We start from the raw sequence: 14,743 nt of genomic DNA on the forward strand, positions 1-14,743 counted from the left end.
CAAGGATGAGGACGCAGGGCGCCTCGACATGCGTGGCCGGCCAGTTCACCGTGAGCGGGCCGCCGCCATCGGCCCGGATGATCCGCGCTGCGCCAGCGCCGCGCCGGCCGGGGATGGCGGCTGTTCGGCCTGTGAATCGCCGCGCCGCCGCACCCCGGGAGCCGCCCCGGATCCAGCGGCTCAGATGCCGCGGACCAACACCTTGCCCAGGTGCGCTGCGGACTGCAGGTGGGCATAGGCCGCGGGCGCCTCGTCGAACGCGAAGCTGCGGTCGATCACGGGCACGAGCCCGCCCGTGGCCGCCGCGCGCACGAGCCGCTGCAGCATCGCGCGGCTGCCCGACGCGATGCCCTTGAGCACGATGTTCTTGAGCACCAGCGTGGTGACGTTCGGCAGCTGCGTGGCGCCGTAGCCGCCCAGCGCGCCGATGAGGGCGATGCGCGCGTTCGGCGCCGCCGCGTCGAGCGAGGCGCCCAGCGTGGCCAGGCCGCCCGTCTCCAGCACGATGTCGGCGCCCTGGCCGCCGCTGGCGCGCAGCAGCGCGGCGGCCCAGTCGGGGTGGGTGGTGTAGTTCACCGTGATCTCGGCACCCAGCGCGCGGGCCTGCGCCAGCTTGGCATCGCTGGAGGAGGTGATGGCCACGCGCGCGCCGTGCAGCCTGGCCAGCTGCAGCGCGAACATGGACACGCCGCCCGTGCCCAGCGTGAGCACCAGGTCGCCGGCCCGCACGCGGCCGAACTCCACCAGCGCATGCCAGGCCGTGAGGCCGGCCGCGCACAGGGGCGCGGCCTGCGCGTCGGACAGCGCATCGGGCACGGGCACCAGCGCAGCGGCCGGCACTTCCACCTGGCCGGCCAGCCAGCCGTCCAGCGAGGTGCCCAGGTCGGCGCCGAACACGGCGGGATCGAAGTCGCCGTCCAGCCAACCCACGAAGTGCGGGCAGACGACGCGCGTGCCGACGGCCGGGCCGGTGCAGCCTTCGCCGAGCGCGAGCACCTCGCCCACGCCGTCGGACAGCGGCACCCGCCCGGCCGCGCGCAGCGGGCCGTAGCGGCCGTGCAGCACCAGCAGGTCGCGGTGGTTCAGGCAGGCGGCGCGCATGCGCACCAGGGCCTGGCCGCGGCCAGGCCGGGATTGCGGCCGCATCACGGGGCGCAGGCTGGCCAGGCCTTGCTGGCTGCCGATCTCGAAGGCGGGAATGGTCATCGTCGATAGTTCCGAAGGAAATGGGCGCGCGCCACCCCCTCCCGGAGCAGGAGGCGGTATGGCGCGGCGGGAGATCAGGCAGCCAGCCGGATCGGCAGGCTGCGCACCGGCTTGCCGGTCAGCCGCGCCACGGCGTTGGCCACGGCCGCGAGGATGGGCACGCTTCCCGGCTCGCCGATGCCGGTGGGCGCGGCGTCGCTGGCGATGCTGAGCACCTCCACCTGCGGCATCTCGGGCAGGCGCAGCACCGGCGCATCGTGGAAGTTGCCCTGCTGCACGCGGCCGGCGTCCAGCGTCACCTCGCTGTGCAGCACGGCACTGAGGCCGAACGCGATGCCGCCCTCCATCTGGGCGCGCAGCGTGCCGGGGTTGATGACCAGCCCGCAATCCACCGCGCAGACCACGCGCTCCACCACGATCCGGGTGCCCTCGATGCGCACCTGCGCGACCTGGGCCACCACCGTGCGGTAGGCCTCCTGCACCGCCAGGCCCAGGGCGCGGCCGGCGGGCAAGGGCCGGCCCCAGCCTGCATGCGCGGCGGCCAGACGCAGCGCAGCGGCCAGGCGCGGCTGCCCGTCCAGGTGCGCCAGCCGGAAGGCCAGCGCGTCCTGGCCGGCCGCGGCGGCCAGCTCGTCCATCAGCACTTCCTTGCTGAAGGTGGTGTGGTTGTAGCCCAGCGCGCGGTAGGTGTGCACGGACACGCCCACGTCGGGCCGCACCCAGCGCAGGCGCACGTGCGGCACCGTGTAGCGCTCGGCCAGGTGGCCTTCGGTGACGAAGGGATCGGGCCGCATCGGCGAGCCCGGCCGCGCCATGCTGGGCGAGAAGGACTGCGCCACGATGGTCTGCTCCACCGCCACCAGCCGGCCCTGGGCGTCGAGGCCGGCGCGCAGGCGGTGCAGGTTCATCGGGCGGTAGTAGCCGCTCTGGATTTCGTCGGTGCGCGTCCACATCAGCTTGACGGGGCGCGTGTCGCCCCGGGCCTGTTGCGCGCGCAGCAGCGCTGCCAGCTCGCCGATCCAGTCGGCCGAGAAGGTTGCGCGCCGGCCGAAGCTGCCGCCCGAGGGCAGCAGGTGCAGCACCACGCTGGCGGGCGGCAGGCCCAGGATGCGCACCAGGGCGGCGTGGTCGGCGCTGGGGTTCTGGCAGCCGGCCCAGATGTCGCAGCGGCCGTCCTGCCACTGGCCCACGGCGGCCATGGGCTCCATCGGCTGGTGCGCCAGGTAGGGCAGCTCGAAATCGGCCGACAGCACGGTGGCGGCAGCCGCCAGGGCCTGGGCGGCGTCGCCGCGCACCAGGGCGTCCACGCCGGGCGCACCGGCCGTGGCCAGGCGCCGGAACTCGGCCTGCAGTTCGGCGGTGGAGCGCTGCTCGGCCTGCGCATCGTCCCACGCCACCTGCAGCCGATCGCGCGCCTGCAGCGCCTGCCAGGTGCCGTCGGCCACCACCGCCACGCCCTGCGGCAGCCTGTGCACGGCGCGCACGCCGGGCGCGGCCAGGGCGGCGCTGGCGTCCACGCTGCGCACGCTGGCGCCGAAGCGCGGCGGGCGCAGCAGCACGGCCACCAGCTGCCCGGGGCGCTGCACGTCGATGCCGTAGGGCACGGCGCCGCGCGCCAGTTCCGCGGCACCGGTGCGCGGCCGTTCGCGGCCGACCAGCGCGTAGGCCGCGCGCGGCTTGAGCGGCACGCCGGCCGGCACCGGCAGGCGCGCAGCCGCGTCGGCCAGTTCGCCATAGCCGGCCGCCCGCCCGCTGGCGCCGTGCAGCACGCGCCCACGGTGCGCGGTCAGCGCCTGCACCGGCACGCCCCAGCGCTCGGCGGCCGCCTGCAGCAGCATGGCGCGCGCCACGGCGCCGGCCTCGCGCAGCTGCTGCCAGCTGTTGGACACCGAGGTCGAGCCGCCCGTGGTCTGCCAGCCGAACAGCGTGTGCTTGTAGCGCGGCGGGTCGAACGGCGCGGGCTCGGTGCGCACGCGGCTCCAGTCGGCGTCCAGCTCCTCGGCGAGGATCGTGGCCAGGCCGTTGGCGATGCCCTGGCCCATCTCCAGGTGCTTGACGAGGACGGTGACCTCGCCGCTGGGTGCGATGCGCACGAAGGGCTGGGCCAGGCCCTCGCCCGCATCCGCACCCACGGCGGCGGCCTCCGCCGGCGGCAGCCCCAGCACCAGCCCGGCGCCGGCCAGTGCGATGAACCCGCGGCGCGTGGTCCGCAGCACCGCGTCCGGGACGCCGGTGCCGGCGCTGCGGTCGGCCGTCATGCCGCTGCGCTCGCGCGTCCCGGCCACACGGGCTGGCGCGGTGCCGGCAGGCCGGTCTCCTCCAGGCAGCGCTCGCGCAGCACGGCGATCTCGCGGCCGCGGTCGAACACGGCCAGCGGTGCGCGGCTGGCGCGCAGGTCAGCACGCAGCGCGGCGGTGGCGGCGGCGTCCACCGTGCCTTCGGCGCCGATGCACACGCCGTAGCTGCGCGCGCCCTGGGCCGTGACCAGGCCGCGCCGCACCTCCAGCGCCACGAGTTCGGCATCGCGCTCCAGCGGGTCGCCCCAGCCGCCCGCGCCCCAGGTCACGAAGTGCAGCTGGTCGCCGGCCTGCACCGCGATGGCGTCGCACTTGGCCGGCAGCGACTGCTGGCTGCCGTCCACGCGCTCCAGCGTCTTCCACGAGCGCTGGGCCGGCTGGCCGCCGTTCACGCCCCACGGCGGGATGAACCAGCGGTCGTCGTGGATCGAGATGTGGCCGGCTTCGGTGAAGCGGTAGGTCATGAGGATGCCGTTGCCGCCGCGGAACTTGCCGGCGCCGCCCGAATCGGGCACGGTCTCGTAGCGCTCGATCACCATCGGGAAGTAGCGCTCCAGGAACTCGTTGGGCACGTTGGTGAAGCCGGGCCACAGCGAGTGGCCGTCGGCGCCGTCGCCGAACGGGCGGCCCGGGATGCCGCCGAAGCCGATCTGGAACAGCTGGAACCAGTCGCCCTGGCCCTGGCCGTCCTCGCGCGCGCGGTGGCCCGAGAACATCAAGTGCGGGCTGGACGAGAAGCCGGCCGCGCACAGGAACTCCGGCGTCTTCTGGCCCAGCAGCGCGCCCAGCACGTCGAAGATGCGGCCCAGCGCATGGGTGCGGCAGCTCAGCGCGGCCGGGAACTTGGGCTTGAGCAGCGAGCCCTCGGGGATGCGCACGTCCACGAGGTCGTAGAAGCCGTCGTTGAACAGGATCTGCGGGTCGAACACCATGATCATGTAGATGCCGAAGAACATCTTGAACATGTTCTCGTTGAGCAGGTAGTTGATCGACGAGCTGGACTGCGGGTCGGTGCCGGCGAAGTCCAGGACCACGCGCTCGCCCTCGCGCCACATCGTGCACTTGATCTTGAACGGGCCGAAGCCGCGGCCGTCGTCGCACAGGTAGTCCTCGAACGACACCGGCGTCTCGCCGATCTGCGTGCCGATCAGGTGCTTCATGGCACGGTGGTTGCGCGCCAGCAGTTCGGCCGTGGCCGCATCGAACACCTCGTCGCCGAAGCGCTCGCACATCTCGTCCACGCGACGCGCCGCCACGCGGCACGAGGCCACCAGCGCGTGCAGGTCGGCCTTGCACCATTCGGGCATGCGCGACTGGTTGACGTTGATGCGCACGATGTCTTCCTGCAGCACGCCCTTGCGGTAGAGCTTGACCGGCGGCAGGCGGAAGCCTTCCTCGAAGATGCTGGTGGCATCGGTGGGCAGCGAGCCGGGCACCTTGCCGCCCACGTCGGTCATGTGGCCGAACATCGCGGCCCAGGCCATCAACCGGCCCTTGCGAAACACCGGCAGGATCACCAGCTGGTCGTTCAGGTGGCTGATCGCGCCTTCGCACGAGTAGGGGTCGTTCAGGAAGATGACATCGCCGTCCTCGATGTCGCCGTCGTAGTTGCGCAGGAAGCCGTCGATGAACGAGCCGAACTGGCCCACGACCATGCGGCCATGGCGGTCGGCGATCAGCGGAAAGGCGTCGCCCTGCTCGCGGATGCCGGGCGACAGCGCGGTGCGGAACAGGGTGGCGTCCATCTCCACGCGCGCATTGCGCAGCGCGTTCTCCAGGATGTCGAGCGTGATGGGATCGACCGTTGCGCTGCCCAGGGGCGTGGTGGCGGTCTCGATGATGCGTGCGGGCATGGTGTGTTCTCTCCCCCGGTGTTCAGGCGGGCTGGGCCGGGTTGATCAGGATGTTGCCGAAGGTGTCCACGGTGCCGACGTGCGCGGCCAGGATGACGGTGGTCGAGTCCATCTCGCAGACCACGGCCGGGCCGGGGATCACGTCGCCGGCGCGCAGCTTGGCGCGCTCGTAGATCACGCCCGGCACGAAGCCGCCCGTGGCCCACATCTGGTGGTCGCGCAGCTTGGCCGCGATGGGGTTGCCGTCGCCGCGCGGCAGTTCCAGCGCGGGCAGGTCCAGCGACTTGCCCAGCGCCACGGCGCGCAGGTTCACGAGTTCGGTCTCGGTGTCCATGCTGAACGTGAACAGGCGCTGGTGTGCGTCGTGGAAGGTAGCGTTCAGACCGGCCAGGCCGGTGCCCGCGACGAAGTCGTCCAGCGCCACCGGCAGCGGCACCTCGAAGGCCTGGCCGGCATAGCGCATGTCGGCCTCGAAGCGCAGTTCGATGTCCGCCAGCGGAACGCCCTCGTCCAGCAGGGATTGCTGCACCTGGTCGCGCATGGTCTGCAGCACCTCGAGCACCTGCGCATCGCTGCTGCGCGAGACCAGCTGCGAGAACGAGCGCGCCGTCTCGGTGCGCATGCGCGTGGTGGCGTCGCCCAGCGCGCACAGCACGCCCGGCGACACCGGCGAGACCGCCGGCCACGCGTTCATGAGCCTGGCCACGGCGTTCACATGCAGCGGGCCGGCACCGCCGAAGCCCATCAGCGCGAAGTCGCGCGGGTCGTAGCCCTGCTGCACCGAAATCATGCGCAGCGCGCCGAACATGTTCTCGTTGACGATGTCGATGATGCCGCGCGCCGCGTCGTAGAGGTCCACGCCCAGGTCGTCGGCGATCTTCTGCACGGCCGCACGCGCGCCTTCGCGGTCGAGCTTGAACGCGCCGCCCAAAAGGTTCTCGGGCAGGTAGCCCAGCACCACGTTGGCATCGGTCACGGTGGCCACCGTGCCGCCGCGGCTGTAGGCCACGGGGCCGGGCACGGCGCCGGCCGATTCGGGGCCCACGCGCAATGCCTTGGTGAGCTCAGGGATCTTGGCGATGGAGCCGCCGCCTGCGCCCACCGTCTTCACGTCCAGTGCCGACACGCGCACCGTGAGGTGGCCCACGTCGGTGGTGCGCACCAGGCGCGGCTCGCCGTTCTCGATCAGCGCCACGTCGGTCGAGGTGCCGCCCACGTCCAGCGTGAGGATGTTCTTGAGGCCTGCGTTCTTCGCCACCCACAGCGCGCCGGTCACGCCGCCGGCAGGGCCCGACATCAGCAGCGACACGGGCTTTTCCTCCGAGGCCTCGGACGACATCAGCCCGCCGTCCGAACGCAGCAGCGAGAGGCGGCCCTGCATGCCCAGTTCGCGCAACCGCGTGCGCAGGTTGCGCACGTAGCGGCTCACGATGGGGCGCACCGAGGCATTGGCCACGGTGGTCAGCGTGCGCTCGTACTCCTGCATCTCGGGCAGCACGACGTGCGAGAGCGAGACCGGCACGTCCGGCATGAGCTCGGCCGCCAGCTCGGCCACGCGGCGCTCGTGCGCGCCGTTCACATAGGCGTTCATGAGCGAGATGGTCAGCGCCTCGATCCCGCGCGACCTCAAGGCCTGCAGCTGGGCGCGGATGTCGGCATCGTCCAGGGGGCGCAGCTCGCGGCCGCTGGCGTCCAGCCGGCCCTTGACCTCCACCGTGTCTTCCAGCCTGGCCAGCGGCTCGGGCTTGGGCCAGACGATCCAGGCGGCCAGGCCGCCGGGCACGAGCGAGCGCGCCACCTGCATCATCTGCCGGTAGCCCTCGGTCACCACCAGGCCCACGCGTGCGCCCTTGCCTTCGAGCACCGCGTTGGTGGCCACCGTGGTGCCGTGCAGGAACACGTCGATCTGGCTGGCGGCGATGTTGGCCTTCTCGCAGACGGCCTTCACGCCGGTGATGATCCCCTCGGAGGAATCGTGCGGCGTCGACGGCGTCTTGTGGCGCCAGCATTGGCCGTTTGCATCGTTGAACAACAAGAGGTCGGTGAACGTGCCACCGACGTCCACACCCAGGCGATAGGCCATTGAGAAAGCTCCAGCAAGGCGTCCGCTCGCGGACGATGGGGGGAAACGAATGTGCAGGCGGACGGGCGTACGCGCCCGCCCGGCGCGCTTACTTCTTCACGCTGCGCGCGTGGACGGTCCACAGGCGCGCCAGGTCGGCCGCGCCATCGGTGCCGCGCACGCTGCGCCAGGCCGCGTTGGCCTTGTCCAGGTCGCCGGCCGTGAACCAGGCCAGGCCCTGCAGCAGCCGCGTGTCGTCGGGCCGCTTGAACTGGCCCTTGGACATGCCCGCCTGCACCAGCTGCAGGCCGTCGGCGCTGGCGCCGCGCAGCACCTGCACCAGGCCGAGCGCCACCAGCGCATCGCCGTCCTTGGCGTCGCGTGCGGCCTGCACCGCTGCCGCCTGGCCAGCCCTGGCCTCGGCCACGCGCTGCACCATCAGGTCCAGCAGGCGCTTGTGGCGCGGGCCTTCGTTGCCCTGGCCGAGCACGTTGGCGGCCAGGCCCTTCTCGACCACCATGCGGCCCTCTTCGGGGTAGCCGGCCTGCGCGGCAAGCTGGGCCATCTCCATGTAGTCGGGCGCGCCGCGCAGGTTGCCGGTGGCCATCTTCAGGCGGTAGACGTCCAGGCCCAGGCGCGGCGAGAAGCCCTTGCGCCGCGGCAGCTCGGCCAGCACCTGGGTCCACAGCTCGGGGCGCGGGTGGTGGATCAGCAGGCGTTCGATGGCGAAGGCCTCGCTGGCCGCGTCCTTCTGCTTCTGCGCGGCGTAGAGCAGCAGGTTGAGCCTGTCCTGCGCGGGCACGCGGCCGGCCTTCTCGTCGGCCTGCACGGCGGCCAGCGCGTCCTTCAGCACCGCGGCCATGTCGCCGGACTTGAACTGCGCCTGCTGCTGCACGGTCTTCATGGCGGCGCTGGTGCCGCCGGCCGCGAAGTACTGGTTGGCCCATTCCAGCGCCTTGGCCGGCTGGTTGGCGCGCAGGTAGGTGCCGGCCACGGCCTCGGCGTACTGCAGCTGCTGTGCACCGGAAAGGGTCGGCCTGAGCACCTCGAAGGCGCGCGCCATCGCGTCGGCATCTCCGGCGCCCATCGCGGCCGAGAAGCGCGTGCCCTCGATCACGTTGTTCTCGGCTGCCGTGCGGCCAGCCACGGCGTCGGCCTCGCGCAGCTTGGCCAGCGCCTCGCGATGCTTGCCGGCCTTGATCAGGGCGGCGGCCTCCTGCAGCGGTTTGCCGACGGCGGGCCTCAGCGACACCGCCTGTGCGACGGCCGCCGACAGTCCGGGGCCGCCCTGTGGTGCATTGCCCAGGACGAGGGCCGCGGCACCGATGGCCAGCGCGGCAAGGGTCTTGCGCTTCATGTGCGTTCTCCTAGTCGATGAACTGTTCGTTGCCGACCATGCCCATCTTCTTGACGCCCAGCCGCTGGGCGGCCGCCATGACGGAGGCCACGTGGCTGTACTCGACCAGCTTGTTGGGCTTGATGTGCACCTCGTCCTGGTCGCCCTGCGCGGCCACTTCGGCCAGCTTGGCCTCGACGGCGGCGTGGTTGGGCAGTGCCACCCGGTCCCAGCTCATGACGCCGTCGAAGTCGATGAACAGCTCGTGCACCACCGGCTCCTTGGTGGGCGGTGGCGGCTTGCCGGAAGGCATGTCCAGGTTCACCGAGTGCAGCTGGATCGGGATGGTGATGATCAGCATCACCAGCAGCACCAGCATCACGTCGATCAGCGGCGTCGTGTTGACATCGAGCATCACCTCGGGCTCGCTGCTCCCGGATGCGCTGCCTACGTTCATTCCCATGTCGTGCTCCCTGGCTCAGCCACCGCGCGCCGGAGGCTCGGTGACGAAACTGATCTTGGCGATGCCGGCGCGCTGGCTGGCCACCATCACGCGGCCGACCGATTCGTAGCGCGCCTTGCTGTCGCCGCGGATGTGCACCTCGGGCTGCGGGTTCTTGACCGACTCGGTCTTGAGCCGCGCCACCAGCGCCTCGGTGTCGGGCACCAGCGTGGTGTTCCAGTACACCTCGCCGCCCTGGGTGACCGACAGCTCGATGTTCTCGGGCTTGGTCTGGCGCACGACGTTGGTCTCCTTGGGCAAGGACACCGTCATCGTCTGCGTGGCCACGGGGATGGTGATGAGGAAGATGATCAGCAGCACCAGCATCACGTCCACCAGGGGCGTGGTGTTGATGGTGGAGACCACATCGTCTTCAGCGGAGGAACCGACGTTCATGCCCATGGTGGGTGCTCCAGAACGCGGCCGCTCAGGCCTTGGGCGCGCGGATGGCCGCGCCCATCAGCACGCCGTGCAGGTCGGCTGCGAAGGTGCGCACCTCGTCCATCACGGACTTGTTGCGGTTGACCAGCCAGTTGTAGCCCAGCACCGCCGGCACCGCCACGCCCAGGCCGATGGCCGTCATGATCAGCGCCTCGCCCACCGGGCCGGCGACCTTGTCGATGGACGCCTGGCCGGCCACGCCGATGGCGGTCAGCGCCTGCAGGATGCCCCACACCGTGCCGAACAGGCCGATGAAGGGCGAGGTGGAGCCCACGGTGGCCAGGAAGCCCAGGCCGCCCTGCACGCGGCGGTTGACCTGGCCCACGGCGCGGTCGACCTGCATCGTGACCCAGCTGCTGCGGTCGATGTGCTCGGTCAGCGTGCCCTCGTGGTGCTCGGAGGCCTCGATGGCGGACTGCGCGACGAAGCGGAATGCGCTGCCGTCCTGCAGCCCCTTCACGCCATCGGCCAGCGTGGGGTTCTTGAAGAAGCTGCCGCGCACGCGGTCGGCCTCGGCGGCCAGCTTGCGCGTGTCCCACAGCTTGGTCATGAGGATGTACCAGCTGCCCATGGACATGATCAGCAGCAGCGCAAGCACGCCCTTGGAGACGGCATCGCCGTGGCTGATCATGGCCTTCAGGCCGTAGGGGTTGTCGGCAGGCGCGGCGGCGGCAGGCGCGGCTGCATCGGCGGGCGCCTCGGCGGCCTGCACCGCGGCGGCGGGCGCTGCGGTGGTGTCGGCCGCCTGGGCATGGGCCGACAACGGGGAGGCCGCGAAGGCGGCAACGAGGGCGATGGCGGCCAACAGGCCGGGGAGACGAGAGGTCATGGAATCAACTCCTGCGCAGGTGGGGATGGAGGGACCGGTGGCGGTGGGGGATCGATGGGAACGGGTGGGGCTGCGTTTATTCGATGCGGAACTTGAACTCCTGTTCGAACACGTGCTCGCCCGGGCACTCGTAGGTGCGCTGCAGCGTCTGCGTGATGGCCGCGATGAGCTCGCGCTGGGCCTTGCGGTCGCTGGCGCCACGCATCTGCGCGCTCCTGACCTCGACGGCGCTGACGCGGCCGGACTTCACCGTGGCCAGCACGCGGAAGGTGGCGTCGCCGGTCCATTCGATGTCGGGCACGGCGGGCGTGCCCATCTTCGTGCAGACCATGGCGGCGGTGATCCTGGCCGGTGCAGGTACGGGTGGCGGGGGCACCGGGGCCGGTGCCGGCGCAGGCGTCGGTGCCGGGGGCGCGGCGGCCACCACCTCGCGCACGGCGGGCGGCGTCTCGCTCACCGGTGCCTGGATGGCATTGGGCGGCGGCGGCGCGGCGACCTGCACTTCGGGCGGCGGCACGAATGGCGGCGGCGGGGCCTTCATGTCGGGTGGCGGCGGCACGATGCGCTCGGGCGGCGGCGGCGGCTTGACCTGCTCCTCCACCACCTTCACGTCGATGGGGCCGGCCACGGCCTCGACGGCCTTGCGCGCCAGGCCGCTGGCCAGGGCCCAGCCGATCAGCAGGTGGATCAGCACGACGATGCCGATCCCGGTGAAGCGCGAGGCGCCCTGCTTTTCCTGCGTGAAGTTCATGCGGCCCCCTGCTTCAGCGGTGTGGAGTTCGGTCGGTGCGGGATGGATGTCTGGTGCATGGTGGTAGCGACGCCCGTTTGCTGATCAAGGGCCTCCCGGGTCCGGTGGCGCTCGCGCTGCACACGGGTCTGGATGGCGGTTGCGGCCATTTTTCGCAGCGCGCCCGGTCTGCCGCAAAAGCATTTGCGCGCGACCTCGACTGGTGAACACGGCCACCGGCCAGGGGCGTGGCCGCTCACACGCAGCGCCTGCCCGCAATGCGGGCAGTCCCGCGGGCGCAGGGTTTTCCGCAGGCTTTCGGCATACCGCTTGCTCGACCATCCGCACGATCCGCGGCCCGCCCCAAACCGATGCCACGGCAGATTTCAGCAAGTGTTTTGTTTGTTTCTCGAGGTGCCCACCATGGAAAGAAGCGTTCCCATCCGTTCCGTCAGCCGCAGCATCGCCGTCCTGCAGGCCATCAACCGTGGCGACTGGCTCACCGTGATGGAGATCTCCAAGGCCGTGGACCTGCCCTACCCGACGACGTTCCGCATCATCCAGACGCTGATGCACGAAGGCCTGGTGGTCTGCGAGGCCAGCTGCAAGCGCTACCGCGTCACCGCGCTGGTGCAGTCGCTGGCCCAGGGCTATGCCGACCAGGGCAGCCTGGTCGACGCGTTGCGCCCGCGCATGGTGGAGCTCACGCGCAAGCATTCCTGGCCCATCTCGCTGACCACGCACGTGGGCCGCAGCATGGTGGTGCGCGATTCCACGCACTCGCTGAGCTCGCTGACCTTCTGGAACTACGCGCCGGGCTTCTGCCTGCCGCTGCTGGAGTCCGCGTCGGGCCACGCCTTCCTGGCGCATGCGCCCTCGCACAAGCGCATCGCGCTGCTGGAGGGCCTGGAGGCGTACGAGCGGCGCTCGCCGCTGCTGGACATGTTCAAGTCCGAGAAGCTGGTGCAGAACATCCGCGACAACGGCTACGCCACCTGGGAACGCAACCCGCACGCGCAGGTGCCCGGCAAGACCTCGTCGATCGCGGTGCCGCTGTTCGACCATGGCGAGGTGGTGGGCGCGCTGTCGCTGGTGTTCTTCGCCTCGGCACTGCCGATGGCCGAAGCGGTGCGCCGCTACGCCGACGACCTGAAGGACGCGGCGCAACGGCTGTCCGACGACGCGCTGGCGCCGCCGGCCTACATGGTGCAGCCCGTGCCCGCACGCACCGCCGAACTCGCGATGCATTGAGCGGTTGCGAACGCCGCGTTCGCAGCGGCCGTGGCGCGCCGCGCCGCGGGCTCAGAACGCCGCGGGCACCGGCTCCCCGGCGGCGCGCTGCTCGTAGGCGATCTGCGCCGGGTGCCGCGCGGCGATCTCGTGCGCCAGGCGCTGCAGCCGTGGCGCGTACGAAGCGCGCAGCCGGTCGGTGTTGCGCATGGTGGACTTGATGTAGCGCATCACGATGCCGCCCACGGGCCGGCCCGCCAGCAGCAGCGGCACGCCCAGGTTGCCCTCGCGGTAGTGGTCGAACTCCAGGTGGCAGAACCCGTCGTCGTGCACGCGCGCCACCAGGTCGCGCACCTGCTCGCGGTCGAAGCGCACGGGGTTGTCCGGGTTGGCCGATGCCAGGCCCTCGTTGACGATGGACTCGCGCTCCGCCGGGCCGCAATGGGCCAGGTAGCAGTAGCCGCAGGTGGACAGCAGGATGGGCAGCGAGGCGCCCACGCCGTAACGGATCAGCGCCAGCGGCGAGTCGTGGTCGGTGTTGAGCCGCACCACCATCTCGGTGCCGCGCGGGGTGCTCAGCGCGATCGACCAGCCCAGCTCGCGCTGGGCTTCGGCCAGCAGCGGCCGGGCGATCTCGATGAGCAGGTCTTCGTCGCGAAAGCCCGCCGCCAGCCCGCGCACCAGGCTGGTGAGGCGGTAGATGTCGCTGCCCGGCAGCTTGTCCACATAGCCTTCGCCGGCCAGCGTGTGCAGCAGCCGGTAGGCCGTGGCGCGCGGCACCGCGATGCCTTGCGCCACCTGCGACACGGTGCTGTCGCCGTGCTGGTTCAGGAAGGTGATGGCGCGCAGCGCCTTCTTGAGTGACTTGATCTCGTCGCGGTCTGCCATGGGTCCGTCGTTCGTTCGGCGGCACCGCGGCCCCTGCGGTGTCCGGACGCCGGAGCGTTCAGTGCGATGCCTTGAAGGCACTGGGGTAACGCCCCAGGCCCAGCAGCAGCAAGGGGCCGATCACGAGCAGCATGGCCGAGGCCAGCAGCGCATCGTGGTAGCTGCCCTTGAAATCATAGACGAGCCCGAACGCCATCGGGCCGATGCCGGAAGCCAGCGAGAAGCCGGTCCACTGCCAGGCGTAGATCTGCCCGTAGTTGCGCGTGCCGAAGTAACGCAGGCACAGGTAGGCGATGAGGTCGAACTCGGCACCGCCGGCCAGGCCGATCAGCGCCACTGCCAGGCCCGGGTACTGCCCGTAGGCCAGCAACACGCAGGCCACGGTCGGCGGCATCAGCAACGCCAGCGCCACGGCCGGGCCCCAGAAGCGGTCCAGCAGCCAGCCGGCCAGCAGGCGGCCCAGCATCACGTTCAGGCCCAGCAGGCTGGCATAGCCCACGGCCTCGGCCACGGGCATGCCGCCATCGGTCAGCAGCGGCACCAGGTTGGGAATGAGCCCGGCCACCGCCAGGCAGATGGCCCAGAAACCGAGCAGCAGCAGCCAGAAGTGGCGCGTGCGCAGGGCCTCGGCCAGCGTCAGGCCTTCGCCCTGGGGCGACGCGCCCGGCCGGGCCGCTGCACCCGGCTTTTCGCGGAACAGCAGCCAGACCGCCGGCATCGCCACCAGCAAGATGGACAGCGCCATCGCCACGTAGCCCATGCGCCAGCCGTGGGCAGCGACCACGCCGTTGAGCAGCGGCGGCGCGACCAGCGCCGTCACCCCGGTGCCACTGAGCGCCACGCCCAGCGCCAGGCCACGGCGCTGCACGAACCAGGAGGCGATGCCGCGCGACCAGGCCAGCGGCGTGGTGGCCACGCCCAGCACCGCGAAGAGGAACCAGTTGGCCTGCCACAGCGTGGTCGAGCCGGTCTGCGCGGCCAGGCCCAGGAAGCCCAGCGCCAGGCCGGCCTGGCTGGCCAGCGCGACCGGGCGCACGCCGAAGCGGTCGATCAGCCAGCCCGCCGCCCAGGCACTGCACATCACGCCCAGCATCGAGAACGTGAAGCCGCTCTGGATCACGGAGCGCGACCAGCCGAACTCGGCCGCCAGCGGCTTGGCGAAGATGCCCAGCGTGTAGAACGGCAGCGCGGTCAGCCCCAGGGCCACGCCCAGCCAGGCGGCGAGCACCACGCGCCAGGCGCCTGCCCGGCGGAATTCACCGATGCCGTCGTGCACCGCATGCACCTCGGTTGTGCGCTCGGCGGGACGGCTGGTGGCCAAAGAGGGTTGCTGCATGGGAGGTCTCGGTGTGGTGCTCGGAAGTGGTGC

12 protein-coding genes are annotated in these 14,743 nt (G+C 71.5%); 1 reads left to right on the forward strand and 11 read right to left on the reverse strand.

The window, feature by feature from the left end; translation table 11 throughout:
• Positions 1-180 precede the first annotated feature (180 nt).
• The 9 genes from ASF44_RS09095 to ASF44_RS09135 all read right to left on the reverse strand — a co-directional run bounded on the left by ASF44_RS09095 (position 181) and on the right by ASF44_RS09135 (position 11,277).
• Complete coding sequence (locus ASF44_RS09095) at positions 181-1,206, reverse strand: NAD(P)-dependent alcohol dehydrogenase (protein ID WP_200930582.1); 1,026 nt, start codon at positions 1,204-1,206, stop codon at positions 181-183.
• Between the two features lie 74 nt (positions 1,207-1,280).
• Positions 1,281-3,464, reverse strand: coding sequence for a molybdopterin cofactor-binding domain-containing protein (locus ASF44_RS09100; RefSeq protein WP_082524631.1), 2,184 nt, complete (start codon positions 3,462-3,464; stop codon positions 1,281-1,283).
• Positions 3,461-5,356 (reverse strand): hydantoinase B/oxoprolinase family protein, encoded by a 1,896-nt coding sequence (locus ASF44_RS09105; RefSeq protein WP_056898899.1) that lies wholly within the window; start codon positions 5,354-5,356, stop codon positions 3,461-3,463. The genes ASF44_RS09100 and ASF44_RS09105 overlap by 4 nt, the downstream gene beginning before the upstream one ends.
• 22 nt (positions 5,357-5,378) lie before the next feature.
• A complete protein-coding gene (locus ASF44_RS09110) occupies positions 5,379-7,439 on the reverse strand; it encodes a hydantoinase/oxoprolinase family protein (RefSeq protein ID WP_056898900.1) in 2,061 nt (686 codons plus the stop codon).
• Positions 7,440-7,527: 88 nt separating this feature from the next.
• Positions 7,528-8,775 (reverse strand): hypothetical protein, encoded by a 1,248-nt coding sequence (locus tag ASF44_RS09115; protein ID WP_056898901.1) that lies wholly within the window; start codon positions 8,773-8,775, stop codon positions 7,528-7,530.
• A 10-nt stretch (positions 8,776-8,785) separates the two neighbouring features.
• Positions 8,786-9,217: a biopolymer transporter ExbD gene (locus ASF44_RS09120; protein ID WP_200930583.1), complete on the reverse strand. Its 432-nt coding sequence runs from the start codon at positions 9,215-9,217 to the stop codon at positions 8,786-8,788.
• A gap of 15 nt (positions 9,218-9,232) precedes the next feature.
• A complete protein-coding gene (locus tag ASF44_RS09125) occupies positions 9,233-9,658 on the reverse strand; it encodes a biopolymer transporter ExbD (protein WP_056898903.1) in 426 nt (141 codons plus the stop codon).
• Between the two features lie 25 nt (positions 9,659-9,683).
• The gene (locus tag ASF44_RS09130) at positions 9,684-10,526 is read right to left on the reverse strand and encodes a MotA/TolQ/ExbB proton channel family protein (protein WP_056898904.1); all 843 of its coding nucleotides are present in this window, start codon (positions 10,524-10,526) and stop codon (positions 9,684-9,686) included.
• 76 nt (positions 10,527-10,602) lie between these two features.
• Complete coding sequence (locus ASF44_RS09135) at positions 10,603-11,277, reverse strand: hypothetical protein (RefSeq protein ID WP_056898905.1); 675 nt, start codon at positions 11,275-11,277, stop codon at positions 10,603-10,605.
• Between the two features lie 402 nt (positions 11,278-11,679).
• Here ASF44_RS09135 and ASF44_RS09140 point away from each other — a divergent pair, with 402 nt between their 5' ends.
• Positions 11,680-12,507: a helix-turn-helix domain-containing protein gene (locus ASF44_RS09140; RefSeq protein WP_156374413.1), complete on the forward strand. Its 828-nt coding sequence runs from the start codon at positions 11,680-11,682 to the stop codon at positions 12,505-12,507.
• A gap of 51 nt (positions 12,508-12,558) precedes the next feature.
• Here the strand turns inward: ASF44_RS09140 and ASF44_RS09145 are convergent, their stop codons facing one another.
• Positions 12,559-13,374 (reverse strand): helix-turn-helix domain-containing protein, encoded by an 816-nt coding sequence (locus ASF44_RS09145; RefSeq protein WP_056898907.1) that lies wholly within the window; start codon positions 13,372-13,374, stop codon positions 12,559-12,561.
• A gap of 58 nt (positions 13,375-13,432) precedes the next feature.
• Positions 13,433-14,710: an MFS transporter gene (locus ASF44_RS09150; protein ID WP_082524625.1), complete on the reverse strand. Its 1,278-nt coding sequence runs from the start codon at positions 14,708-14,710 to the stop codon at positions 13,433-13,435.
• Between the last annotated feature and the right edge of the window lie 33 nt (positions 14,711-14,743).

The sequence above is a fragment of the Pseudorhodoferax sp. Leaf274 genome, from assembly GCF_001422445.1.
GTDB lineage: Bacteria > Pseudomonadota > Gammaproteobacteria > Burkholderiales > Burkholderiaceae_C > Pseudorhodoferax.